Source organism: Kitasatospora sp. NPDC001159, assembly GCF_053598235.1.
The window spans coordinates 17,574-41,357 of the sequence record NZ_JBSFJV010000058.1 but is presented as its reverse complement, the minus strand read 5'-3'; the positions used below and the strand labels follow the sequence as shown (position 1 = coordinate 41,357).

The window sequence follows — 23,784 nt, the reverse complement described above, 5'->3', positions numbered from 1 at the left end:
CGCGGAGCGGGGTCGGGCCCTAGCGCAGGCCCTGGCGTTCGAGCGCCGACTGGAAGGCGGCGAGCGGTTCCGCGCCGGGGGTCAGGGCGTCCGCGACGACCCGGCGCAGCAGGTCGCCGAGCACGGTATCGGGCAGGGAATCGAGTTCGTCGAGCGGCAGGGCGGCGACGTCGACCAGGTCGGAGCCGAGTCCAGCGGTGGTTTCGACGCCGGTGACGCCCATCAGTCCCTCACTCGATCGTGCCGGCACAGCAGGTTGCCGGTCAGAGAAACTCGACCCTGGTCCGCGCGGGCGTCATCCTACCTGACTGACCGTCAGTTGCGCGTCACCGCGGCACGGGAAGTGGCCGGGTGGCGGACGGCCGGAGCCGCCCCGTCGTCACGGACAGAGCCGCTCCACCCGCCACCCGGTCGGGCGGGACGGGTCGGCGAGGTAGCGGAGGCGGTCGTGCAGGCGGTTCTCACGCCCCTGCCAGAACTCGACGCTCTCCGGGACCACCCGGTAGCCGCCCCAGAACGGCGGGACGGGGACGCCCTCGCCCTCGGGGTAGCGGCGCTCCAGTTCGGCGTAGCGCTGCTCCAGGACGTCGCGGCCGCTGACCGGGCTGGACTGCTCGCTGGCCCAGGCGCCGAGCTGGGAGCCGTGCGGGCGGGTGCGGAAGTAGGCGGCGGTCTCGTCCCGGCCGACCTTCTCGACCCGCCCCTGGACGATCACCTGGCGGGCCAGCGCGATCCACGGGAAGAGCAGCGCGGCGTGCGGGTTCTCGGCGAGCTCCGAGCCCTTTCGGGACCCGTAGTTGGTGTAGAAGACGAAGCCGCGCGCGTCGTAGCCCTTGAGCAGGACGGTGCGCGAGCTGGGCCGCCCCTCGGCGTCGGCGGTGGAGAGCACCATGGCGTTGGGCTCGACCGCCCCGGCGTCGTCCGCCTCGTGGAACCAGCGGGTGAACTGGCCGATCGGCTCGGGCGCGAGCTGCTCCTCGGTCAGGCCCTCGTGGGTGTAGTGCTTGCGCATCACGGTGAGGTCCGGACCGGGGCGGGGCTCGTCGGCCAGGGTCCGGTTGGCGGGGCTCAGGGGCGTCGACTGGGCGCGTTCCGGGGTCTGCACGCCGACATCATCCCGTACGACAAGCAACCAGGACCGCTACCTCCGAACAAACCCCGGTCGGAGATATGGTGACTCGCCACCGCTTGGCCGTCCGCCGTACGGGGAATTGTCCGGAACCGGGCGTTTGGTTCCGGGTGTCCCCCGGGCACGACCGACCCTCGGCGGAAGGTCAAGCGGGCCCGCAGGAAACATCACCACGGTGGTGTATGGCGCAATGCACCCCGTGCCTGTCACTCTGGCACCGAGTGCCAACCACGATTCGGTCACTGGCGCGCCGCCCCACCACGGCGGAGCACCGATCGCAGAACTGAAGGAGCCGTCGTATGTCCGACTTCGTACCCGGGCTTGAGGGAGTCGTCGCGTTCGAGAGCGAGATCGCCGAACCCGACCGTGAAGGCGGCGCCCTGCGGTACCGCGGTGTCGACATCGACGACCTGGTCGGCCACGTCTCCTTCGGCCACGTGTGGGGCCTGCTGGTCGACGGCAAGTTCAACCCCGGCCTCCCGGCCGCCGAACCCTTCCCGATCCCGGTGCACTCCGGCGACATCCGGGTCGACGTCCAGTCCGCGCTCGCCATGCTCGCCCCGGTCTGGGGCCTCAAGCCGCTGCTCGACATCTCCGCCGAGCAGGCCCGCGACGACCTGGCCCGCGCCGCCGTGATGGCGCTGTCCTACGTCGCCCAGTCCGCCCGCGGCCAGGGCCTGCCGATGGTCCCGCAGAGCGAGATCGACAAGGCCGAGACGGTCGTCGAGCGGTTCATGATCCGCTGGCGCGGCGAGCCGGACCCGAAGCACGTCAAGGCCGTCGACGCCTACTGGACCTCGGCCGCCGAGCACGGCATGAACGCCTCCACCTTCACCGCCCGGGTCATCGCCTCCACCGGCGCCGACGTCGCGGCCGCGCTCTCCGGCGCGGTCGGCGCGATGTCCGGCCCGCTGCACGGCGGCGCGCCCTCCCGCGTGCTCGGCATGATCGAGGAGATCGAGCGCACCGGCGACGCCACCGCGTGGGTCAAGAACGCGCTGGACAAGGGCGAGCGCCTGATGGGCTTCGGCCACCGCGTCTACCGCGCCGAGGACCCGCGCGCCCGCGTGCTGCGCCGCACCGCCAAGGAGCTCGGCGCGCCGCGCTTCGAGGTCGCCGAGGCACTGGAGAAGGCCGCGCTGGAGGAGCTGCACAACCGCCGCCCCGACCGCGTGCTGGCCACCAACGTCGAGTTCTGGGCCGCCATCATGCTGGACTTCGCCGAGGTGCCGGCGCACATGTTCACCTCGATGTTCACCTGCGCGCGCACGGCGGGCTGGTCGGCGCACATCCTGGAGCAGAAGCGCACCGGTCGCCTCGTGCGCCCCTCCGCGCGCTACATCGGCCCCGGTCCGCGCCGCCCCGAGGAGGTCGAGGGCTGGGACGCCATCGCCCACTGAGCGCGCTGAGCCTCGGGCTCCGCACCGCCTCTGACCAGCGGGTCCGGCCTCGGCCGGGCCCGCTGTCGGCTTCTCCGAGCAGCGAAGATCACAGTCTCAGCGGGCGGACGACCGTACCCCCGGCGAGTCCCCGGCCGGTAGGCTGCGCGCGTGGCTCAGATCCAGATCCCCGCTGACATCAAGCCCGCAGACGGCCGTTTCGGCTGCGGACCGTCCAAGGTGCGCCCCGAGGCCCTGAGTGCCCTCGCCGCCACCCAGACCTCCCTGCTCGGCACCTCGCACCGCCAGGCCCCGGTCAAGAACCTGGTCAAGCGCGTACGCGAGGGCGTGAGCAGCCTCTTCTCGCTGCCGGACGACTACCAGGTCGTGCTCGGCAACGGCGGTTCGACCGCCTTCTGGGACATCGCCGCCTTCGGCCTGGTACGGGAGAAGTCCCAGCACCTGGACTTCGGCGAGTTCTCCTCGAAGTTCGCCTCCTCGGTCAAGGCCGCCCCGTGGCTGGCCGAGCCGACCGTGATCAAGACCGCCCCGGGCACCCACCCGCTGCCGGTCGCCGAGGCCGGCGTGGACGTCTACGGCCTCACCCACAACGAGACCTCGACCGGCGTCGCGATGCCGATCAGGCGCCCGGTGGGCGCGGACGAGGGCTCGCTGGTGCTGGTGGACGCCACCTCGGGCGCCGGCGGCCTGCCGGTCGACATCACCGAGACCGACGTCTACTACTTCGCCCCGCAGAAGTCCTTCGCCTCCGAGGGCGGCCTGTGGCTGGCCACCTTCTCCCCGGCCGCCCTGGAGCGCGCCGCCGAGATCGCCGGTTCCGGCCGCTACATCCCGCCGTTCTTCTCGCTGCCGACGGCCATCGACAACTCGTCGAAGGACCAGACGTACAACACCCCATCGATCGCCACCCTGTTCCTGCTGGCCGACCAGCTGGAGTGGCTGAACGGCAACGGCGGACTGGACTGGGCGGTCGCCCGTACGGCTGATTCCTCGTCCCGGCTGTACGCCTGGGCCGAGAAGTCCTCCTTCGCCAACCCGTTCGTGGCGAACCCGGCCGAGCGCTCCCAGGTGGTCGGCACCATCGACTTCGACGAGTCGGTGGATGCCGCCGCGGTCGCCAAGGCACTGCGTGCCAACGGCATCGTGGACACCGAGCCGTACCGCAAGCTGGGCCGCAACCAGCTGCGCATCGCGATGTTCCCGGCGATCGACCCGGCGGACGTCGAGGCGCTCACCCGGTGCATCGACTACGTGGTCGAGCAGCTCTGACCCCGCGTCCCCGAGGACACGGCTGAGGGCCACCGCCTGCGGGCGGTGGCCCTTCGCTTTTGTCCGTCTACCGGTTGACCAGTGAGCTGATCAGCACGACGACCAGCAGCAGCACCAGGGTGCCGGAGACGATGCGCATACGAGTCTTGGGATCCACGGTCAACGAGCGTACCTCCGGCTCACACCGGGCCCCGACCGAGGGCGGCCCCGGGAGTCAGCTCCAGTCGGCCAGCGGCCAGGCGCCCAGCGAGGTGTAGCGCGTACGGCCGCCGTCCTGCTCGCTGCGCATCAGGTGCAGTTCGCTCGCCTCCCACTCCGGCCCCCGGTACTCCGCCAGCGCCGCCGCCAGCGCGTCCAGCTCGGCCGCCGCGACCCGCTGGACGGCCCGCCGGTGGCCCCGGTGGGTGCCGGCCCGGGCGAGGGTCAGGTGCGGGTGGAACTGGAAGGCGTCGACCTCGCCGACCACCTCCTCGGTGGCCTCGTTGGCGGCCCCGGCCAGTCGGCGCAGCGCCCAGGTCTGCCCCTCCAGCCCGGCCCACAACACCCGGTCGCCGAACCGGCCGGCGCCCGCGATCCGCAGCCGGTGCACCGGGTGGACCTCCGCGACGTCGGCCAGGCCCGCCTCCAGCCCCGGCAGCCGCTCGGCCGGCACCTCACCGAGGAAGACCAGGGTGAGGTGCCAGTCCTCGACGGTGGTCCAGCGCAGCCGGTCCGCCCCGGGCAGCCCGCGCACCGGCGCGACCGCGTCGGCGAGCCCCTGCAGTGCCGTGACCGGCGGGATGACCGCCACGAACAGCCTCATGGGCCAATCTTCCCTCGATCGGCCGTTTGGAGTAGAACGTTTATCCATGAAGATCCGCAACGGGGGGCCCGCGGACGTCCCCGACATCCTGGCCCTGCTCGACGGCGCCGTGTCCTGGCTGGCCGGCCAGGACCGGACCGGCCAGTGGGGCGACCAGCCGTTCAGCACCAACCAGGCCCGGGTCGACCAGGTCTCGTCGTACGCCGCCGAGCCCTTCCTGATCCGCCTCGCCGTGGACGACGACGGCCGCACGGTCGGCTGCTGCGTGCTCTCCGAGGACCGCGGCCGGTGGATCCCCGCCGTGGACGAGCGCGAGCTGTACGTCCGCAACCTGGTCACCGACCGCAGCCGCAAGGGCTCGGGCATCGGCGCGGCGCTGATCGCCGACGCGATCGAGGAGACCCGTCGGCGCGGCATCGGCCTGCTGCGGGTGGACTGCTACGGCGGCGCGGACCGCAAGCTGGTCGCCCAGTACCGGGCGCTCGGCTTCACCGAGACCGAGAGCTTCGAGGTCGAGCAGCCGACCGGCGTCTGGCCGGGCCAGGTGCTGGCCATCCGCCTCTGACGCGACGTCGAAACCCCCGGAGTCCCGACTCCGGGGGTTCCTGGCGTTCGATCAGCAGGCGGTGGCCAGCGCGGTCCTGCGCGCCGGAACGGTCCGCGGCACGACGGCCACCACCCGGCCGCCACGGCCCGGGTGCAGGTCGAAGCGCACCCGCAGGTCCGCGCTGCGGGCCAGCACCAGGCCGACCGCGGCGGCCGCCAGCGCGGACACCACTCCGCAGGCCAGCAGGCCGAGCCGGGGCCCGTACGAGGCGGTGACCCAGCCGACGACCGGGGCGCCGATCGGCGTGCCGCCGGTGAAGACCAGCACCAGCAGGCCCATCACCCGACCGCGCATCTCGGGGTCGGTGGCCAGCTGCAGCGAGGAGTTGACCGCGGTGTTGAAGCTCAGCCCGAACACCCCGATCAGCATCAGCAGCAGCGCGAAGGTCCAGTAGTCGGGCGCGAAGGCCGCGACCACCTCCAGCGTGCCGAAGGCCAGCGCCGCGCCGACCAGCCGGCGCAGCCGGGGCGCGCCCCGACGGGCCGCGAGCAGCGCACCGGCCAGCGAGCCGACCGCCATCGCGGTGTTCAGCAGGCCGTACTGCCCGGCGCCCACCTTGAAGGTGTCGTACGCGAAACCGGAGAGCAGCGTCGGGAAGTTGAAGCCGAAGGTGCCGATGAATCCGGCCAGCACCATCGGCCAGAGCAGCTCGGGCCGCTCCTTCACGTACCGCAGGCCCTCGCGCAGCTGGCCCTTCTCGCGGGCGATCGGCTCGGTCGGGCGCAGTTCGCTCTCCCGCATCGCGAGCAGCCCGCCGATCACGGCGGCGAAGGACAGCGCGTTGACGGCGAAGGCCCAGCCGCTGCCGACCGCGGCGATCAGCAGACCCGCGACGGCGGGGCCGACCAGGCGGGCGGTCTGGAAGTTGGCGGCGTTCAGGCTGACCGCGTTGGCGAGGTCCTTGGGCCCGACCATCTCGGCGACGAAGGCCTGTCGGGTCGGGTTGTCCACCACGGTGACCAGGCCGAGCAGCAGCGCGAAGGCGTACACGTAGTACGGCGTCACCACGCCGCCGACGGTCAGCACGGCCAGACCCACGGCGAGCAGGCCCATCGCGCCCTGGGTGTGGATCAGCAGCCGGCGCTTGGGCATGCGGTCGGCGAGTACGCCGCCGAACAGGCCGAGCAGCAGCATCGGCAGGAACTGCATGGCGGTGGTGATGCCGACCGCGAGCGGGCTGCCCGTGAGGCTCAGCACCAGCCAGTCCTGGGCGATCCGCTGCATCCAGGTGCCGGTGTTGGACACCACCTGGCCGGCGAAGTAGTAGCGGTAGTTGCGAACGCGCAGGGAGGAGAACATCCCCCCGGGCCTCGTGAAACGGGCTCCTGCGGGAGATGGGAGGGGCCGAGCGGTGGGGGTCCCCCCGGCCGGAGGCTGGGGGATCGTCGCCGAAAGGGTGGCCGCGCGGCCCTGAGCGGCGGAGTCCGCCGCGGTGCGTTCGTCGGGGTCGTCGTCGCCGCTGCCGGGCAGTCCGCTGGGGGCGGGGGCCTGGGCGTCGGCGGCCGCGGCACGGTCCGCGGCGGGGTCGGTGGTCGGGTCGTCGGTACGGATGGCGGCGGCGCTGGCTGCGGCCGGCGGTGTCACGGTGGTCTCCCCTCGTGGCGCGACGGCCTTGGCGGTGGCCGTCGCGCTCCTGGTGTCGGTGGTCGGTCCTGCGGTGATGCGGCTTCCCTTCTCCGCGGGGCCCCTCCCGGCGCTGCTGGCCGGGTTCGGTGTGCCTAGAGGTGTGCGAGCTTGTAGAGCACGGGCGCGGCCTCCCGGAGGACGGCCCACTCCTCCTCGTCGAGCCCTTGGGCGAGCTCGGCGAGCCAGACGTTTCGGCGCCGACGGCTCTCCGCGAGGATCGCCTCGGCCTGCTCGGTGCTGCTGACGACCACCTGGCGGCGGTCCTCGGGGTGCGGCTCGCGCCGCACCAGCCCCTTCTCCTCCAGCATCGCGACGATCCTGGTCATCGAAGGAGGCTGCACGTGCTCCTTCCGGGCGAGCTCACCCGGCGTCGCCTTCCCGCACCGGGCGAGGGTGCCCAGCACTCCCATCTCGGTGGGACTCAACGACTCCTCCACCCGCTGGTGTTTGAGTCGTCGGGAGAGGCGCATCGTGGACGACCGCAGCTGAGAGATCGCTGCGAGGTCCTGCTCGGACATCTCGGGCATCTCTTTAGCCTACGTCATTACTCTCGCTAAGGAAAAACGGGTTCCCGCCGCGCCGGAAGATCGACCCGGTGCCATATTGGTCATGGGGTCACCGCTCCCGACTCCAGGAAGGGTCGACCAGCCATGTCCGATCTCGCCGCCGAGCAGCCCGCGCTGTACGTGCCGTATGCGCCGCCCGCGCCGTACGAGCAGTCCGCCACGTCCGGGCAGTCCGGGCAGTCCGGGCAGTCCGGGCAGTTCGGGCAGGACGACACCGGCTTCGCCCGGCTCGCCATGGTCACCATCGACTGCGCCGACCCGGTCGCGCTGGCCTCGTTCTACGGCGAGCTGCTGGGCTGGGAGACCCGGCACGCGGACGAGCACTTCGCGATCCTGGACAACCCGGAGGGCGGCAGCCCGCTGGGCTTCGGACGGGTGGCGGACTACCGGCCGGAGCCGTGGACCGAGCCGGACGGCAGCAAGCACTTCCACCTCGACTTCTACGTCGACGACCTGGACGAGGCGACCGCCAAGGCCCTCGCACTCGGCGCGACCGAGCCCAGCTACCAGCACGGCCGCACACTCAGGGTGCTGATCGACCCGGCGGGCCACCCGTTCGGGCTAGCTCCGCTGGAGCAGTAGGGCCGGCGAACGCGCCTGGGGGCCGTGCGCAGGCGGTGTCAGGGCTTGGTGCCAAGATCTTGCAGACCGCGTAAAGGTCAATGCTGACCTGGGACTTCACGAAAAACGCGAACCTTGTGCGACCACCGGGCAGTGGCTACTGTCCCCGTTGTCAGGGGCACCACACGGCCAGGTCTCCCCTTGGCGGAGCCCCCTCCGCGCCCGTCTCCGCGCGTGTTCCACCGTTCCCCGTACCCGGTCCCCCGCCTCCGCCCGAGCCCTGGCGCCCGCATCCCCGCATCCGTCCAGGGAGCTCTCTTGGGTGAGATCCATCATGCCGACCACGGCTGGGTGACACCGGCGGTCTCGTACTTCGTCGCCTGCCTCGGCGCCTTCGTCGCCCTGCGCAGCGCCCGCTGGGCGCTCATCTCGAATGGCCGCAGCCGGGTCGTCTGGCTGCTGTTCGCCTCGACCTCGCTCGGTGCCAGCATCTGGTCCATGCACTTCATCGCGATGCTCGGCTTCTCGGTCAGCGGCGCCGAGATCACCTACCAGCCGGGGCTGACCGTGCTCAGCCTGCTGGTCGCCGTCGCGGTGGTCGGCGTCGGGCTGTTCACCGTCGGGTACTGGCGCAGCCGTACCGTCCTGTCACTGCTGATCGGCGGGCTGACCACCGGGCTCGGCGTCGCCGCGATGCACTACCTGGGCATGGCCGCGATGGTGCTGCCCGGCCACCTCGGCTACGACCACCTCACCGTGGGGCTGTCGATCGGCATCGCGGTGTTCGCGGCGACGGCCGCGCTCTGGGCCGCGCTGAACATCCGGGGCACCCTCGCCGTGCTGGCGGCGGCGCCGGTGATGGGCGTGGCCGTCTGCGCGATGCACTACACCGGGATGGCTGCGCTGTCGGTCCGGTTGGACTTCTCGCAGTCCACCCAGGGTGGCGTGATGGCGCTGCAGTTCATCTTCCCGCTCGGGGTCGGGCTGGGCTGCTACATCTTCTTCGGCGCGCTGGCCTTCGCCGTCTCGCCGAGCAAGACCTCCTCGCAGCCGCTGCTGGTCGGCCCGGCAGCGCCGCTGCCGACGCGGACGCCGCACGTCCCGCCGCAGCAGCGGCGGTCGGTGGGCAAGGCGGGCGCCCGGCGCTGAACGCGCCCGCGGAAAGCGGACGTCCGGCCGGGCCCCCCACCCCGGCCGGACGTCGTTCGTTCCTCGATCGCCTGTCGTTCCGGCTACTCCGGCCGTCCGAGCAGCCCGGCCAGGTGCTCCGGCGTGGCCACCGGGCAGACCTTGCGCACGAAGTCCCGCCGCAGCCCGTGGTACGACTCGCCAGCCCGGTAGAAGTTGGCGTGCATCCGGCGCAGTTCCTCCGCCCGGTACTCGGCCAGCGGCTTCGCCGCCTCGTCCTCGGCGCGGCGGCGCTTCTTGTCCACCAGCCGCCCGGTGAGCTCCGGCGAGGCGGCCAGCCGGGCGGCCTCACGGGCCACCCAGCGACGGAAGCCGGCCGCGTCCCCGCCGGCCGTACGGTCCACCAGGCCGATCCGGCGGGCGTGTTCGGCCCCGACCGGCAGCGCTTCCGTGGTGAGCCGCTCGGCCTGCTCCGCGCCGACCCGGGCCGGCAGGGTGTACGTCCAGTACTCGGAGCCGTACAGGCCCATCAGCCGGTAGTGCGGGTTGAGCACCGCCGACTCCCGGCACCACACCTCGTCGGCGGCGAGCGCCAGCATCAGGCCGCCGGCCGCCGCGTTCCCGGCCAGCGCGGCGACGGTCAGCTTGTCGCTCGTGGTCAGGATCGCCTCGACCAGGTCGTCCATCGCGGTGATGTTCTCCCAGGACTCCAACGCCGGGAAGGTCGCACCCTCGATGACGTTGAGGTGGATCCCGTTGGAGTAGAAGTCCCGGGGCGCGCCGAGCACCAGCACCGAGGTGGGCCGGTCGGCGGCCATCCGGTAGGCGGCGAGCAGCCGGCGGCACTGCTCGGTGCTCATCGCCCCGCCGGCGTAGGCGAATTCGAGGTAGCCGACGTCGCCGTCCTCGCGGTAGCGCAGCTCCGACCAGGTGTCCCGGCGGGCGGCCTCGACCGGGGTCACCGGCACCTCGCGGACCCGGTGCAGCTCGTCGGCGAGCACCGTCGCGGCCGGAAGCTTGAAGGTGGCTGGCCCACCGGGGGTGCGGCGCGGGCGCAGCTGCGGGATCCAGACCGCGCCGTCCACGGTGGCCCGGCAGATCGCGCCGTCCCGGGTGGCGATGACGCCGCCGGGCCGCGGGCCGCGCAGGTCGTCCTCGGGGTGTCCGCCGTGCAGGAAGAACTCCCGCCCGTACAACTCGTCCAGCACGCCGGGCTGGGAGTCGGCGGCGCGCAGCTTGCGCAGCACGGTGGCGGTGTCGTCCTGCTCCCAGTCGATCCGGCGGGCCTCCTGGCGCAGCAGCGGCCGCAGCTCGCCGCGCACGTCCGGGCGGGCGTAGTCCAGCGGCTCGGGAGTGTACAGCCCGCCCTCGTGGCGCTGGACGGCCAGCAGGACGGCCTCGACGGCGGCGTCGGCGACCTCGCCCCGGTACAGCTCGCTCTTGCCGCAGTCGGGGACGGCGAAGTCGACGGACGCCCAGATGTCGCCCGCGTCCATCTCCTCGACGGCCTGCAGCACGGTGACGCCCCAGCGCTGCGCGCCCTCGGTGATCGCCCAGTCGAGCGAGGAGGGGCCGCGGTCGCCCTTGGGGCCCGGGTGCACGATCAGGACCGTCCGGGTGGACCAGATGTCCGCCGGGACGGCCTTGGTGAGCATCGGGCAGATGATCAGCTCGGGGTCGACGTCGGCCACCGCGGCCCGCATCTGGTCGTCGCCGAGCGCGAGTTGGACGGCGACCTGGTGGCCGCGCTCGCGCAGCTCGGTGTGGACGCGCTGGGTCAGGCTGTTGAACGCGGTCGCGATCAGGAGAATGCGCAAGGGGGGCCTCCGGGCAGGACTTCGGGTGCGCGGAGGCGATGAAACCAGGGCATGGACACGTAATGGTTACGTTCCGCGCCTCGATGCCCTACCCTCACGCACCCCGCACACCTGTGACCCCGGCGTGGCCCGCGCTTCGCCGGATCTCCCCAGCCTCTTCCCGGAGTTGGCCTGGCGCGTGCCTCCCGGAGTCGGCCTAGCGCGGCCTAGCGCGGGAACGCCCGGCGGGCCCGCCAGGTGGTGTGCTCCCGGGAGACCGCGTCCTCCGCCTCGGCGGCCAGCCGCGCCCAGCGCGTCTCGGCGTCCGGCCCCCTGAGGTCGAGGTCGGAGAGCTGGTTGCCGACGTTCTCCAGCTCGCGCGCGGCCAGTTGGTAGGCGGCGGCCAGCGGGCGCAGCTGCTTGAGCTGCGTCCAGGCGATGATCGCGGCGGCCGCGGCCGAGCTGGCGCCGAAGATGTGCACCTCCAGGGCGCCGGTGGCCTGGGCGATCGCCGCCGCCGCACCGATGATGATCAGCGTCGCGATGCCGAGCCCCCAGGAGACCGCCTGGGACTCGCAGGAGTCGGCCCGTGAGCGGTACCAGGTGCGCTGGCCCTCGACCCGGGTGCGCAGGTAGAGGGTGCGCCGGGCGGTCAGACTGTCGGCCCGGGCGCGCCGCATCTCCTCGGTGATCTCGGGGACGGTGCCGGGCGGCACGATCTCCGGGTCCTCGAAGGCCCGCAGCACGTCCTCGACCTGGAGCAGGTAGCCGCGGTCGGCGTCCGCCGACTCGGCCTCGCCGTCGAACGGCCGGGCCCGGACGCTGTACTTCCAGGCCAGCGTCTTGACCGACTCGGCCGCCGCCCGCGCCTCGTACCAACGGCCCTGCGGGTTGCTGCGGCGCAGCCGGGACCAGAAGTAGCCGGCCACCAGGAAGGCGGCCACCGAGAACAGTGGCTTGATATCGCTGTCGCCCTTGTGGTCGGGGCCCGGCAGCGACCCGATCAGCGCGGCGATCACCAGCATCGCGATCAGTCCGCGGTGCCAGCGCAGCGTCTCGCGCTGTCCGTCCAGCGAGGCCTTGTCCGCCTGCCAGAACAGATCCGGCAGCAGCCGCGCCTCGACTCCCCCGGGCGGATCCTGTTGCACCATCGGTCGAGCCCCCTCCTCGTCTCCGTCCAGGCAGTATGCCCGCCGTCAACTGCCCTACACGGTCACCTTTTTGACAGCTTCCGCGACACCTTCCGACCGCCGGTGATTGTCCCGCCCTCAGGTAACCGATACAAACGGTTACCTGCCGCTGCACTGGAAACTCGTCATGGACTGCGCCGACCCGCACCGCCAGGCCCCCCTCGGCGCCACCGTGCTGCGCGACGTCAAGGAGCCCGGCGGCGAGTGGACCGTCATGCGGGACCCCGAGGGCAACGAGTCCTGCGTCCACTGACCGGGCGCGGGAACGACGCGGCCCCGCCCTCCGGAACCGGAGGGCGGGGCCGTTGTGGAGCCCGGGCCGTTGCGCGGCCGTGGGGCCTCAGAGCAGACCGAGCGCGGGCATCAGGTAGTAGAAGGCGAACACCGCCGCCACCGCGTAGAGAGGGGCCGGCACGCTGCGGCCGCGGCCGGCGGCCAGGCGCAGGATGCAGAAGGCGATGAAGCCGAGGCCGATGCCGTTGGTGATCGAGTAGGTGAACGGCATCATCACGATGGTCAGGAAGGCCGGGATCGCGATGGTGTAGTCGGCCCAGTCGATCTCCTTGACGGAGTTCGCCAGGATCAGGAAGCCGACCGTGACCAGCGCCGGGGTGGCGGCCTGGGCCGGGACCATGGTGGCCAGCGGGGTGAGGAAGAGCGCCACCATGAAGAGCAGGCCGGTGACGATCGAGGCGAAGCCGGTCCGGGCGCCCTCGCCGACGCCGGCGGTGGACTCGACGAAGCAGGTGTTGGCGGAGGCGGAGGTGGCACCGCCGGCCGCGGTGGCGATGCCGTCGACCATCAGGACCCTGTTGATGCCCGGCAGGTCGCCCTTCCGGTCCAGCAGGTGGGCCTCGTCGGCGACACCGAGGATGGTGCCCATCGCGTCGAAGAAGCAGGACATCAGCACGGTGAAGACGAACAGCACGCCGGTCAGCACGCCGACCTTCCCGAAGCCGCCGAACAGGCTGACCTTGCCGACCAGGCCGAAGTCCGGGGCGGCCACCGGGTTGCCGGGCCAGGTCGGGACGGTGAGGCCCCACTTGAGCGCCGGGATGTCGACCAGCTTGTCGATCACCACCGCGAGCACGGTGGAGCTGGCGATGCTGATCAGGATCGCGCCGGGCACCTTGCGGATGACCAGGACCAGGGTGAGCAGCAGGCCGAACACGAAGACCAGCACCGGCCAGCCGAGCAGGTGGCCGTTGCCGCCGAGCTGCAGCGGGACGGTGGTGTGGGCGGCGTCCGGGACGCGGCTGACGAAGCCGGAGTCGACCAGGCCGACCAGGGCGATGAACAGGCCGATGCCGATCGCGATGGCCTTGCGCAGGCCGAGCGGGACGGCGTTCATGACCCGCTCGCGCAGACCGGTGGCGACCAGCAGCATGATCGCGAAGCCGGCCAGCACCACCATGCCCATGGCGTCCGGCCAGGTCATCTTGGGCGCGAGCTGCAGCGCCACGATGGTGTTGACGCCGAGGCCGGCCGCCAGGCCGATCGGCACGTTGCCGATCACGCCCATCAGCAGGGTGGTGAGACCCGCGGTGAGGGCGGTGGCGGTGACCAGCTGGGCGCTGCCCAGGTGAGCCCCGGTCATGTCCGTGGCGCTGGCCAGGATGATCGGGTTCAGCACCAGGATGTACGCCATGGTGAAGAAGGTGGCGACACCGCCGCGGACCTCGCGCGGCAGGGTGGAGCCGCGCTCGCTGATCCGGAAGTAGCGGTCCAGGGCACCCGCGGGGAGCTGGGGCGCGGCGTCGGCGGGTTCGGGCGACTCGGTGGTCGGCTGGACCACAGGCATGGCGGGGCGTCCTCTGTGGGGGAGCTGAGGAGAGGGGGGACCGCCCGGAGCGACGGTGGCCGGGCGTAGACCATTAAGTATGGTTTCCGGATCGCACACGCGCTATCTTCGCGCGTAGAGCCCGCGGGGTGTCCCGGAGCACCCCAGGGGCCCCGCCGGGCCCCCACCGCACCGTACGCTAGGCCCCATGCCCAAGACGCCGCTGCACCCCTCGCCCCCTCCGCTGGAGGCCAACGACGTCGCCATCGTCGGCGGCGGCACGGTGCTGTGGTTCGTCGCCTTCCTGGCCCTGCTCCCCTTCCAGGGCACCCTCTCCGACCACGGGCACGGCACCTGGCCCTGGATCTGCCTCTCCGGCGGCCTGCTCGGCCTGATCGGCCTCTGGTACTGCCGCGCCCGGCGGGACGCGATCGCCCGCAGCCGCACCGCCGAGACCGCCCTGCGCGAGGCCGACGGCGACGGCACCGACAGCGGCGCGGGCCCGGCCACCCGGTCGGACTGAACAGTGCTTTAGTAGCACGCATCGGACATAAGGCGCCCGTAGAGTCGGTGCCATGACGCAGCCTGCCCAGCCCGAGGAAGAGCATCCGGCCGACGGAGACCTCCCCGACGGAGCGCACCCCCTCGGGCTGCTGCCTGGGCGGCGCGGCGGCCTGACCTCCGCAGAGGTGGCCGAACGGGTCGCCGAGGGGCAGGTCAACGACGTGCCGGTGCGATCCAGCCGGTCCGCCAAGGAGATCGTCCGGGCCAACGTCTTCACCCGGTTCAACGCCATCATCGGCGTCATGTTCGGGATCATCCTGATCGTCGGCCCGATCCAGGACGGCCTGTTCGGCCTGGTCATCGTGGCCAACACGGCGATCGGCATCTTCCAGGAACTGCGCGCCAAGAAGACCCTGGACAGCCTGGCACTGATCGGCGAGGCCCGCCCCCAGGTCCGCCGGGACGGCACCGTCCAGCAGATCACCGTCGCCGAGATCGTCCTCGACGACACCGTGCTGCTCGGCAGCGGCGACAAGGTGATCGTGGACGGCGACGTCACCGAGGCGGACGGCCTGGAGATCGACGAGTCGCTGCTCACCGGCGAACCCGACTCCGTCCTCAAGCAGCCCGGCGACCGTGTGATGTCCGGCAGCTTCGTGGTGGCCGGCGCGGGCGCCTTCACCGCCGCCAAGGTCGGCCGCGAGGCCTACGCGGCCCAGCTGGCCGAGGAGGCCAGCAAGTTCACCCTGGTGAGGTCGGAGCTGCGCAGCGGCATCGACAGCATCCTGCGGTTCATCACCTACCTGCTGATCCCCACCGCGCTCGGCCTGATCATCAGCCAGCTGGCCGTCGAGGGCCGGGACTGGCGCGAGGCCGTCCGCCGGATGGTGGCCGGCATCGTGCCGATGGTCCCCGAGGGCCTGGTGCTGCTGACCTCGGTGGCCTTCGCGATCGGCGTGATCCGGCTCGGCCGCAAGCAGTGCCTGGTCCAGGAGCTCCCGGCGATCGAGGGCCTGGCCCGGGTGGACACCGTCTGCCTGGACAAGACCGGCACCCTCACCGAGGGCGGCATGGACGTGATCGACCTGCGGGTGATCTCCGACGGCGAGCCCGCCCCGGTCGACCCGGACACCATCCAGCACGCGCTCGCCGTGATGGCCGGCGCCGACGCCCGCCCCAACCCGTCCATACAGGCCGTGATCGACGCGTACGGGCGCGGCGACGGCGCCGGCCCGGGCGGCAACGGCTGGCGGGTGATCGAGGCGATGCCCTTCTCCTCCGCCCGCAAGTGGAGCGGCGTGCAGCTGCTGGAGCCGCAGGGCGGCGAGGCCAGCTGGCTGCTCGGCGCCCCCGACGTGCTGCTGCCCGCCGGGCACCCGGCGCTCGCCGAGGTGGACGAGCTGGGCGCCCAGGGCCTGCGGGTGCTGCTGCTCGGCCGCACGCCCGTCCCGCTGGACTCCCCCGACCCGGCGGCCGGCCTCACCCCGCTCGCCCTGGTGGTGCTCCAGCAGCGGCTGCGCGCGGACGCCGCCGACACCCTGCGCTACTTCGAGAGCCAGAACGTCCGGGCCAAGGTGATCTCCGGGGACGCGGCGGTCTCGGTCGGCGCGGTGGCCGGCCACCTCGGCCTGCCCGGCGCGGACCACCCGCTGGACGCCCGCACCCTGCCCGAGGACCCGGAGCAGCTCGCCGAGACCGCCGACCGGACCAGCGTCTTCGGCCGGGTCACCCCACAGCAGAAGCGCCGACTGGTCGGGGCTCTGCAGTCCCGCGGCCACACCGTGGCGATGACCGGCGACGGCGTCAACGACGTGCTCGCGCTCAAGGACGCCGACATCGGCGTGGCGATGGGCACCGGCTCGGACGCCACCAAGGCGGTCGCCCAGATCGTGCTGCTCGACGACTCCTTCGCGACCATGCCCTCGGTGGTCGCCGAGGGCCGCCGGGTGATCGGCAACATCGAGCGGGTGGCCGGGCTGTTCCTGGTGAAGACGGTCTACTCGGTGCTGCTGGCGCTGCTGGTGATCTTCACCCACTCGCCGTACCCGTTCCTGCCCCGGCACTCCACCGTGCTGTCCACCCTCACCATCGGCGTGCCGGCCTTCTTCCTGGCCCTCGCCCCCAACAACGAGCGGGCCCGTACCGGCTTCGTGAAGCGCGTCCTGCGGCTGGCGGTCCCCGGCGGCGTCATCGCCGGCACCGGCACCTTCGTCGCCTACGCGCTGGCCCGCACCGACCACGCGACCGACCTCAAGGCCGACACCAGCGTGGCCACCCTGACGCTCTTCCTGATCGCCATCTGGGTGCTCGCCATCGTCGCCCGCCCGTACAACTGGTGGCGGCTGCTGCTGATCGGCACCATGGGCGGCGCGTTCGCCCTGGTCCTGGTGGTCCCGGCGCTGTCCGAATTCTTCCAGCTCTCCCTGGTCGGCCAGCGCGACCCGTGGACGGGCGTCGCCATCGCGGTGATCTGCGGCATCGTGCTGGAGATCGCCTGGGGCTTCATGAAGCGCCGCGGGCTCGAATGACCCCCGCCTAGCACGCCCCTGCGAGGGGGTGCCGAATGGCACGCAGAGGTGGGGAGTTGGAGGCGTTCATCGCCTTCCTGGGCGGGCTGCTGGCGGTCGGGCTGACGGCGCTGGCGATGGCGGGCGTCGGCCTGGCGGTCAGGCCGACGCCCGCGGTGAAAGCGGCGGCGATGGTGACGCTCGGCGCGGTCTGGCTGACCGTCACCACCACCGTCTACCTGCGGCTCAAACCGCGCGGCAGCTGAAGCCGCCCGGTCCGCTCGACCCCGCTCAGCCCTCGAAGTCCCGGGCCGCGGACAGCTCGTACGCCCGGTCCGGCTCGCTGAGCGCGGCCAGCACCTCGAAGCGCCGGTGCCACTGCCCGACCGACCAGGCGAGCCCGGCCGCCAGGCCCTCCGGGGTGGCCGCGTGCAGCAGGCCGGGCACCGGCGGGACCTCGAACTCGTCGTCCTCGTCGGCGGCTTCGGCCAGCTCCGGGTCGTAGGGCGGCTCCGGCGCGTCCGCCTCCGGGTCCCAACGCCAGTCCACCGCGGCCTCGCTGCCGTCCGGGCCGACCACCAGCAGCTCCTCGTGCTCCTCGTAGGCGACCGGGCAGCCGGGCAGCAGCTCCCGCACCACGGCCGGCACCCGGTGCAGCACGCCCTCGGAGAGCACCCGGCCGCCGGCCACCTCACTGGCCAGCGACACGTGCAGCCGCTCGGCGAGGTCCGCCGCGAGCGCCGGGGCGACCGGCAACAGCGGGTACGGGTGCAGCAGTTGGACCAGGTCCGGGGCGTCGGCGACGACCGCCTCGATGGCGTCCACCACGACCGTGCGGTCCGGGCGGCGACCGGTGGCCGGGTCCAGCGGCGGCACCGCCCGCACCACGTCCAGTGGTTCGATCCGCTCGCGGTCCACCCGGGCCAACGCACTGTGGATGCCGTGCAGTTGGCGGTGCCCGACCTCGGCGGCCGGGTCGGTGAGCCGGTCCAGCACCTCGTCCGGGCCGTGCGTCTCGGCGAGCAGCGCGGCCAGCGTGGTGCGCACCCCGAGCGCGTGCAGGAACTGCTCGTCCAGGGTGGTGCGCGCCTCGTCGTACAGGCCGCGCAGCAGCGGGTCGGCTCCGGCGGCGCGCAGCCCGGCGGGCTCGCGGCCGGCCAGCACCGGGTGGTCGCGCAGCCACCAGGCGGTGTACGGCGGCAGGTCGGCGTAGGAGCCGTTCGGCAGCAGGGTGCGGACGGGGTTGACCACGGCGTCCCGGTACGGCGGACGGGCGAGCGCGGCCAGCGCCTCGGGCCAGGCGTCGTCGTCCACCAGGTCGAGGTCGCGGACGGCCAGCAGTTCGGCGGCCACCGGCGGCACGCCGACCACCTCGTCCGCGTGCAGCACCTCCAGCGCGTCCTCGGCCCAGTCGGCGAGCCCGTCCGGCGCCTCGTCCAGCAGGCCGGTGGGGTGGCCGCCGGCCGCCCGGTCGGCCGGGACGGTCGGGTCGAGCCGCTCCAGGTCGTCCGGGTCGAGCACCACGTCCTCGGCGCGCACCAGCACGAAATCGGCCAGCACGCCGACGGCCGCGAGCACCTCGGAGCCCCAGCGCTCCAGCAGCTCGTCGTCCACCCAGCCGGCGTCCTCCTCGCGGGCGAGGGCGGCGAACGGGCTTCCGGGCAGAACGAGTTCGCCCGCGCGGGCGGGCTCGCCCTCGTCGTCCAGCAGCGCCAGCCGGGCCAGCCACGGGTGCTCGCCGGGCGCCGGGGCGGCGGCCTTCACCAGGGCCAGGACGGCATCGGCCAGTTCGAGCGCGGCGTCCAGGTCGTCCTCGGCCAGCTCGTAGGAGCGGGCGACGGCGGCCCGCACCTCGGGTGTGTCCAGCACCCCGGCCGGGGTGGCGGTGCCGGCACCGAGCTTGGCCAGCAGCGGGTGGGCGGCCTCGGGGTGGGCCAGCCGCAGGTCCAGCGCGGCGAGTGCGCCGGCCAGCGTCTCGGGGTAGCCAGGGAAGGCCGCCCAGTCGGCGTCCTCGGAGGGCAGCAGCACCCGCCGGGGCCCGGTGACGGTCCGGCCGTCGGCGAGCGGCACGGGCAGCGCGCCGAGCGCCTCCGGGTCGGCCGCGCCGAGCGCCGCGTACAGGTTGCGCCACCAGGCCGGGTCACGGTCCAGGCCGCCGAGCTGGTCGACCACCTCGGCCAGCGGCACCCGGCGCACGTTCAGCACCCGCAGCTCGGTGCGGCGCTCCAGACCGGCCGGCAGCAGCCCGGGGAAGATCGGTGCCAGCGCCTCGACCACCGAGCCGTCCGCGCCCTCCAGCAGCGTCGCGTCCCGGGGCCGCAGCGCGGGCGTGCCCTCCTCGACGACGCCGGGGTGCGGCAGGAACGGCGTACCGGGCAGCCGGGACAGCACGGCGGCGCGCAGCGCGTTGTCCAGCGCGCCCTGCCCGAGCGGCCCGGGGACGAGGCCGAGCGAGCCCAGGTCGGCGCCGCGGGCGCGCAGCAGCTCGGCGTAGCTGTCGGCGGCGCGCTCGGTGAGGAAGTCGGCGAGCGGGCCGGGGGCGATGTGCCGTCGGGTGGAGTCCAGCGGGTAGGAGGCGATCAGCAGCGCGGGCAGGCCGACCGGCTCGTCGCTGGGGGTGGGCGCGTGCAGCACCGGCTCGATCGCGGGCCGCTGCGGGGCACCGTCCTCGGCGACCGGGACGGCCCAGGTGACCGTCCAGTACGGGCGGGCGCGCTCCTCGGTGGGCCGGTCGGCGAGCAGCCCGGCGTCCAGGCGGCCGGAGGCGCCGGCGGTCTGCCAGACCGTCCGCCGCGGCAGCCCGCCCGCGTCGTCGGTGACGGTGACCTCGGTGACGCCGTCCGGGCGCGGCTCGGCGGCGCTGCGGGTGAGCGTCCGGGTGCCCTCCGGGGTCTCCACCACGACCTCGGCCAGGCCCGGCAGGGTGAGCAGCAGCCCGTCGTCGATCCCGGCCAGCAGGCGGCGGGTCAGGTCCTCGGCGGCGGCGTCCCGCAGCGGCAGCACCACCACGGTGTCGTAGCCCTCGGGGGCCGGGCCCTCGGCCGCGAACGGCAGCCGCAGCAGCGGCACGTGGCCGTCCCGGCGGCGCAGTTCGTCGGCCAGCGCGGGCTGCGCCGCCGCCAGCGACCGGGCCTCGCCCAGCGACCAGCGCACCCCGCCCGCGGCGCCCAGCACGGCGGGCTCGTCGGTGACGGCGAGGACGGCGGCGAAGCCGACGCCGAAGCGGCCCACGGCGGGCTCCTCACCGCGCTTGGAGGAGGCGCGCAGGGTGGACAGCGACTCGACGGCGGCCGCGTCCAGCGGGGCGCCGGTGTTGGCGGCGGCCAGCACGCCGTCGGCCAGGGTCAGCCGCAGCCGCCCGGGGCCGCGCCCGGCCCGCACCGCCGCGTCGGCCGCGTTCTGCGCCAACTCGACCACCAGCCGGTCCCGGTAGCCGCCGAGCGCCAGCTCCTCCTCGGCATTGGCGTCCTCCCGGAACCGGGCTGGCGAGGCGGCCCAGGCGTCCAGCACCCGTCGGCGCAACGCGGCGCTCCCGAAGGAGTCCGCGAGGTGCTCGTCCGTGCCGCTGCCGATGATCCGAGGTTCCACTGGACCTGCCGCCTTCCGCCGCCCTGTACGTCGTAGGGGCATTCTTCCCTGCCCCACCGACTACTCCCGACCACGGTCCGGCCCGGCGGCGCCCGTACCCGAAAGATCCGCAGGTCGACGACGCCGACCGGCCCCGCCCAACGCCCCGCCACCATGAGCGCCACGCCCGAGCCCGACAGCCCGCTGCCAGGGCCGCCACGCTCTGCGCTCCGCTGTGGACCACCCCACCCGCGAGTGCCCCGGCCCGGCCCCGACCGGGGCGCCCCGCGGGCGGCAGGCAGGCCGGGGCGCGGGGGTGGGGGTGGGGGTGGGGTGTGCGGGCAGGAGGCCTGTCGCCCGCGGGACGGGGGATGCCCGCAGGCGACAGGAGCGGCGGGGGTCCCGCATCAGGCGCCCCCACTCCCATGAACGTCGCGGCCCGCCCCACCGGTTCAGCGGGACGGGCCGTCAGACGACGCGGGCTCAGGAGTGGCCGAGCTCCTCCGCCGGGGCGTCGGGCTCGACCGAGCCGGAGGCGCGGTCCGGGTGGAGGTGCAGCGGCTCGACCACCAGCTCGTCCAGGATCAGCTCGGACGGCGCCGGCGGGGCCGGGATGACGGCCGCCTCGGAGTGCCCGCCACAGCCGTACGCGAAGGAGACGATCTGGCCGTCGGCCGGGCCGAACTCGTTGCCGCACACGCCGAAGGCCTGTCCGAGCGAGCCGCCGATCGGGATCAGGAAGCCGCAGCTGCCGCACGCGGCGGGCGCCGCTTGGGCCATCGCGGTCTGCGGGCCGTGGGCCTTCTCCCAGCGGTCGGCGGCCAGGTGCAGGCCGAACCGGGAGAGCACCCGGCTGCGGCCCATGCCGAGCTCTTCGGCGACGGCGTTGATCTGGGCGCGGGCCGGGGCGGGCTGGATGTGCGGGTCGGTGACGACCACGTCCTCCTCGGCCGCGAGGGCGACCGCGGAGTTCGGCGCGGGCTCGTCCTCGCCGCTCCAGCCGGCCTCCAGGCGCGCGTCGTCGGCGCCGGTGGGCAGCAGGTCGCCGGGGCCCATGTCGCCGGGGCGCAGCCGCTCGCTCCACGGCACCCACTCCGGGGCCAGCACCGCGTCGGGGCCGGGCAGCAGCACGACCTCGTCCAGGGTGACGTTCTTGGCCCGCGGCGCGCGGGCGACGGTGACCGCCCAGTGCCAGCCGCGGTAGGCCGCGTCCAGGCACTCGAAGCTGTGGGTGACGACACGGTCGGCATCTGCCTGGACGCCCAGGTGCGGGCCGACCGCCTCCGGTCCGACGGCCTCCTCGGCAGCCTGACGGGCGAGTTCGACGGCCTCGGCACAGAGCCGGTCGGGGGTACGGCTTCGCATCGCAGCACTCACGGCGTCGATTCTCTCCCAGTTCTTCTGTCACCCACGGCGTGTTGCCTGTTCCGTCGCGGCTCGGTAGTCCCTCGTCCATTCTGCGCGACCCGGGGCCGTCGCGGGTACCGACCGCGCCGCTGGACCGGCCTGCCGGCGCCCGGCGCCCGACGGGCGGACCCTGGGCAGGCTACCCGCCGGTCGGCGCCCCGGCACAGTCCGGGGCGGAGCCGAGCCTTCCACGGCCGCGCCGAGCGAAGCGGAATCCCGCGTCGCAACGACGAATCTGGGGCAGGATGGGCTTGTGGCGGACGACAACCCGTCGCAGCACGCACTGCGCGCCTCGCAGGCCGGCAGCCCCGACGAGGCAGCCGCCGCGCCGCGACCGCAGTCTCCCGTCCCCGCTGCGGGCGAACCGCGGTCGGGGAACGACCTTGAGGCGCCCGCCGCCCGGGTCAACCTGGAGAAGCCGGACGTTCCGTACGTTCCCTACGTTCCGGACGTTCCGGACGACGCCCACACCCGTCACCTCCACGCGCTCGACGAGGACCTGGAGGAGGAGTTCCCCGAGCCCCACCGCAACGTCCTGGTGCGCGTCGTCTCCGCCGTCGGCATCCGCCTCGGCAAGCTGGTGCACGGCACCGGCCGCCGGATCCGCCGGGCCACCTCCGCCCAGGGCGCGGGCGAGTCCGGCCTCGCCAAGCTGATCGAGCTGCACGCGCTGAACTCCTTCGGCGACATGCTGATCACCATCGCGCTGGCCTCCACGATCTTCTTCTCCGTCCCCACCGGCCAGGCCCGCGGCCGGGTCGCCCTGTACCTGCTGATCACCATGGCCCCGTTCGCCCTGCTGGCCCCGGTGATCGGCCCGCTGCTGGACCGAATCCCGCACGGCCGCCGGGCGGCCATGGCGATGTCGATGCTGACCCGGGCGGTACTGGCCTGGACGATGGCCGGGGTGGTCGCCGGCGGCGGCATCGCGCTCTACCCGGAGGCACTGGGCGTGCTGGTGGCGTCCAAGGCGTACGGAGTGGTGCGCAGCGTCGTGGTGCCCCGGCTGCTGCCGAGCCGGCTGTCCCTGGTCAAGGCGAACTCGCGGGTCACCCTGGCCGGGCTGCTGGCCACCGGCGTGGCAGCCGCGGTGGGCGGGCTGCTGCACCTGATCGGGCCGGACTGGCCGCTGCGCGGCGCCTTCCTGGTGTTCGTGATCGGCACCCTGATGGCCTTCCACCTGCCGCACGAGGTCGATTCGGCGAAGGGCGAGCAGCGGGCGGTCCTGCACGCCGAGGTGCACGGCGAGGGCTCGCACCTGATCCACCACAAGCCACCGAAGGTCAAGGCCTCGCTGCGCACCGTCGGCCCCTCAGTGGTGCTGGCGTTGCGGGCGATGTCGGCGATGCGCTGGCTGGTCGGCTTCCTGGTGTTCTTCCTGGCCTTCCTGCTGCGCACCGAACCGATCGGCGGCCTGGAGCCGACCCTGGCGCTGGGCCTGGTGGCGCTGGCGGCGGGGACGGGCAACGCGCTGGGTTCGGTGCTGGGCTCCTGGCTGCGCACCCGGGCCCCGGAGGCGACGGTCACCGCGATGCTGCTGCTGGCGACCTGCGTGACGGCGGCGGCCGCGCTCTGGTACGGCGTGGTGACGGTGGTTCTGGTGGCCGGCGTGTCCGGGATGGCGGCTTCGCTGGGCAAGCTGGCGCTGGACGCGCTGATCCAGCGGGACGTCCCGGAGGCGGTGCGGACCTCGGCGTTCGCCCGTTCGGAGACCCTGATGCAGCTGTGCTGGGTGGCGGGCGGCGGGGTCGGCATCGTGCTGCCGCTGAACGGGGTGCTGGGCCTGTCGATCGCGGCTTCGGTGGCCGGTCTGATGCTGGTGTGGACGGTCCACTCGCTGCTGCGGCTCGGCCCGCGGCGGCACCCGGCCGCGCCCCGGGTGGCCTGATTCCGACCGTGCGGCAACACGCGGTGGTCGACCCCCGCGTAGCGTGATCGGCCCGGC

Annotated in this window: 20 protein-coding genes; 10 read left to right on the top strand and 10 right to left on the bottom strand. The window is 73.5% G+C overall.

Translation table 11 applies throughout. The features are described from left to right. Positions 1 to 19: 19 nt before the first annotated feature. Positions 20 to 223 carry an FxSxx-COOH cyclophane-containing RiPP peptide gene (fxsA, locus tag ACWC9T_RS26355; protein WP_449823520.1) on the bottom strand — a complete coding sequence of 68 codons (204 nt, stop codon included), beginning with the start codon at positions 221 to 223 and terminating at the stop codon, positions 20 to 22. A gap of 156 nt (positions 224 to 379) precedes the next feature. Further along, entirely contained in the window at positions 380 to 1,012 is a 633-nt protein-coding gene (pdxH, locus tag ACWC9T_RS26350; RefSeq protein ID WP_449823535.1) for a pyridoxamine 5'-phosphate oxidase, read from the bottom strand. Positions 1,013 to 1,428: 416 nt separating this feature from the next. Between pdxH and ACWC9T_RS26345 the strand changes: the two genes are divergently transcribed. Both ACWC9T_RS26345 and serC read left to right on the top strand, forming a co-directional pair. Next, positions 1,429 to 2,529: a citrate synthase 2 gene (locus tag ACWC9T_RS26345; protein ID WP_449823519.1), complete on the top strand. Its 1,101-nt coding sequence runs from the start codon at positions 1,429 to 1,431 to the stop codon at positions 2,527 to 2,529. A 150-nt stretch (positions 2,530 to 2,679) separates the two neighbouring features. Continuing rightward, positions 2,680 to 3,798, top strand: a complete 1,119-nt coding sequence (serC, locus tag ACWC9T_RS26340; protein ID WP_449823518.1) for a phosphoserine transaminase — start codon at positions 2,680 to 2,682, stop codon at positions 3,796 to 3,798. 214 nt (positions 3,799 to 4,012) lie between these two features. Here serC and thpR read toward each other — a convergent pair whose 3' ends face one another. Next, entirely contained in the window at positions 4,013 to 4,600 is a 588-nt protein-coding gene (gene thpR / locus ACWC9T_RS26335) for an RNA 2',3'-cyclic phosphodiesterase (protein ID WP_449823517.1), read from the bottom strand. A 46-nt stretch (positions 4,601 to 4,646) separates the two neighbouring features. On the opposite strand from thpR, the gene ACWC9T_RS26330 reads away from it, so the two are divergent. Further along, positions 4,647 to 5,165, top strand: coding sequence for a GNAT family N-acetyltransferase (locus tag ACWC9T_RS26330; protein WP_449823516.1), 519 nt, complete (start codon positions 4,647 to 4,649; stop codon positions 5,163 to 5,165). Between the two features lie 51 nt (positions 5,166 to 5,216). Here ACWC9T_RS26330 and ACWC9T_RS26325 read toward each other — a convergent pair whose 3' ends face one another. Then, entirely contained in the window at positions 5,217 to 6,869 is a 1,653-nt protein-coding gene (locus ACWC9T_RS26325) for an MFS transporter (protein ID WP_449823534.1), read from the bottom strand. 56 nt (positions 6,870 to 6,925) lie between these two features. Further along, positions 6,926 to 7,360, bottom strand: coding sequence for a MarR family winged helix-turn-helix transcriptional regulator (locus ACWC9T_RS26320; protein WP_045692358.1), 435 nt, complete (start codon positions 7,358 to 7,360; stop codon positions 6,926 to 6,928). Positions 7,361 to 7,483: 123 nt separating this feature from the next. Between ACWC9T_RS26320 and ACWC9T_RS26315 the strand changes: the two genes are divergently transcribed. After that, complete coding sequence (locus tag ACWC9T_RS26315) at positions 7,484 to 7,981, top strand: VOC family protein (RefSeq protein ID WP_449823515.1); 498 nt, start codon at positions 7,484 to 7,486, stop codon at positions 7,979 to 7,981. Between the two features lie 297 nt (positions 7,982 to 8,278). Then, positions 8,279 to 9,109 (top strand): MHYT domain-containing protein, encoded by an 831-nt coding sequence (locus ACWC9T_RS26310; protein WP_449823514.1) that lies wholly within the window; start codon positions 8,279 to 8,281, stop codon positions 9,107 to 9,109. 83 nt (positions 9,110 to 9,192) lie between these two features. Here ACWC9T_RS26310 and ACWC9T_RS26305 read toward each other — a convergent pair whose 3' ends face one another. Further along, the gene (locus ACWC9T_RS26305) at positions 9,193 to 10,905 is read right to left on the bottom strand and encodes a hydrogenase maturation protein (protein ID WP_449823513.1); all 1,713 of its coding nucleotides are present in this window, start codon (positions 10,903 to 10,905) and stop codon (positions 9,193 to 9,195) included. A gap of 206 nt (positions 10,906 to 11,111) precedes the next feature. Further along, positions 11,112 to 12,035 carry a DUF4231 domain-containing protein gene (locus ACWC9T_RS26300; protein ID WP_449823512.1) on the bottom strand — a complete coding sequence of 308 codons (924 nt, stop codon included), beginning with the start codon at positions 12,033 to 12,035 and terminating at the stop codon, positions 11,112 to 11,114. A 106-nt stretch (positions 12,036 to 12,141) separates the two neighbouring features. On the opposite strand from ACWC9T_RS26300, the gene ACWC9T_RS26295 reads away from it, so the two are divergent. Continuing rightward, on the top strand, positions 12,142 to 12,327 hold the full coding sequence (locus ACWC9T_RS26295) for a VOC family protein (RefSeq protein WP_449823511.1): 186 nt from the start codon (positions 12,142 to 12,144) through the stop codon (positions 12,325 to 12,327). A gap of 87 nt (positions 12,328 to 12,414) precedes the next feature. On the opposite strand, the gene ACWC9T_RS26290 is transcribed toward ACWC9T_RS26295, so the two are convergent. Beyond that, a complete protein-coding gene (locus ACWC9T_RS26290) occupies positions 12,415 to 13,875 on the bottom strand; it encodes an NCS2 family permease (RefSeq protein ID WP_449823510.1) in 1,461 nt (486 codons plus the stop codon). A gap of 187 nt (positions 13,876 to 14,062) precedes the next feature. On the opposite strand from ACWC9T_RS26290, the gene ACWC9T_RS26285 reads away from it, so the two are divergent. The 3 genes from ACWC9T_RS26285 to ACWC9T_RS26275 are packed head-to-tail and all read left to right on the top strand — an operon-like array spanning position 14,063 to position 17,131. Beyond that, positions 14,063 to 14,377 (top strand): DUF2530 domain-containing protein, encoded by a 315-nt coding sequence (locus tag ACWC9T_RS26285; protein ID WP_449823509.1) that lies wholly within the window; start codon positions 14,063 to 14,065, stop codon positions 14,375 to 14,377. 52 nt (positions 14,378 to 14,429) lie between these two features. Then, positions 14,430 to 16,886, top strand: coding sequence for an HAD-IC family P-type ATPase (locus ACWC9T_RS26280; RefSeq protein ID WP_449823508.1), 2,457 nt, complete (start codon positions 14,430 to 14,432; stop codon positions 16,884 to 16,886). Positions 16,887 to 16,921: 35 nt separating this feature from the next. Beyond that, the gene (locus tag ACWC9T_RS26275; protein ID WP_449823507.1) at positions 16,922 to 17,131 is read left to right on the top strand and encodes a hypothetical protein; all 210 of its coding nucleotides are present in this window, start codon (positions 16,922 to 16,924) and stop codon (positions 17,129 to 17,131) included. Between the two features lie 25 nt (positions 17,132 to 17,156). Here the strand turns inward: ACWC9T_RS26275 and ACWC9T_RS26270 are convergent, their stop codons facing one another. Next, positions 17,157 to 20,453: a sacsin N-terminal ATP-binding-like domain-containing protein gene (locus tag ACWC9T_RS26270; RefSeq protein WP_449823506.1), complete on the bottom strand. Its 3,297-nt coding sequence runs from the start codon at positions 20,451 to 20,453 to the stop codon at positions 17,157 to 17,159. Between the two features lie 462 nt (positions 20,454 to 20,915). After that, positions 20,916 to 21,797, bottom strand: coding sequence for a DUF3027 domain-containing protein (locus ACWC9T_RS26265; RefSeq protein WP_449823533.1), 882 nt, complete (start codon positions 21,795 to 21,797; stop codon positions 20,916 to 20,918). 580 nt (positions 21,798 to 22,377) lie between these two features. Between ACWC9T_RS26265 and ACWC9T_RS26260 the strand changes: the two genes are divergently transcribed. Beyond that, complete coding sequence (locus tag ACWC9T_RS26260; protein ID WP_449823532.1) at positions 22,378 to 23,727, top strand: MFS transporter; 1,350 nt, start codon at positions 22,378 to 22,380, stop codon at positions 23,725 to 23,727. The last annotated feature ends 57 nt before the right edge of the window (positions 23,728 to 23,784 follow it).

Bases quoted from the DNA above. Each gene is read 5' to 3' on its own strand.
- fxsA (WP_449823520.1), bottom strand. From the start codon at position 223: ATGGGCGTCACCGGCGTCGAAACCACCGCTGGACTCGGCTCCGACCTG.
- pdxH (WP_449823535.1), bottom strand. From the start codon at position 1,012: ATGCGCAAGCACTACACCCACGAGGGCCTGACCGAGGAGCAGCTCGCG.
- ACWC9T_RS26345 (WP_449823519.1), top strand. From the start codon at position 1,429: ATGTCCGACTTCGTACCCGGGCTTGAGGGAGTCGTCGCGTTCGAGAGC.
- thpR (WP_449823517.1), bottom strand. From the start codon at position 4,600: ATGAGGCTGTTCGTGGCGGTCATCCCGCCGGTCACGGCACTGCAGGGG.
- ACWC9T_RS26330 (WP_449823516.1), top strand. From the start codon at position 4,647: ATGAAGATCCGCAACGGGGGGCCCGCGGACGTCCCCGACATCCTGGCC.
- ACWC9T_RS26320 (WP_045692358.1), bottom strand. From the start codon at position 7,360: ATGCCCGAGATGTCCGAGCAGGACCTCGCAGCGATCTCTCAGCTGCGG.
- ACWC9T_RS26315 (WP_449823515.1), top strand. From the start codon at position 7,484: ATGTCCGATCTCGCCGCCGAGCAGCCCGCGCTGTACGTGCCGTATGCG.
- ACWC9T_RS26300 (WP_449823512.1), bottom strand. From the start codon at position 12,035: ATGGTGCAACAGGATCCGCCCGGGGGAGTCGAGGCGCGGCTGCTGCCG.
- ACWC9T_RS26290 (WP_449823510.1), bottom strand. From the start codon at position 13,875: ATGCCTGTGGTCCAGCCGACCACCGAGTCGCCCGAACCCGCCGACGCC.
- ACWC9T_RS26285 (WP_449823509.1), top strand. From the start codon at position 14,063: ATGCCCAAGACGCCGCTGCACCCCTCGCCCCCTCCGCTGGAGGCCAAC.
- ACWC9T_RS26280 (WP_449823508.1), top strand. From the start codon at position 14,430: ATGACGCAGCCTGCCCAGCCCGAGGAAGAGCATCCGGCCGACGGAGAC.
- ACWC9T_RS26275 (WP_449823507.1), top strand. From the start codon at position 16,922: ATGGCACGCAGAGGTGGGGAGTTGGAGGCGTTCATCGCCTTCCTGGGC.
- ACWC9T_RS26265 (WP_449823533.1), bottom strand. From the start codon at position 21,797: ATGCGAAGCCGTACCCCCGACCGGCTCTGTGCCGAGGCCGTCGAACTC.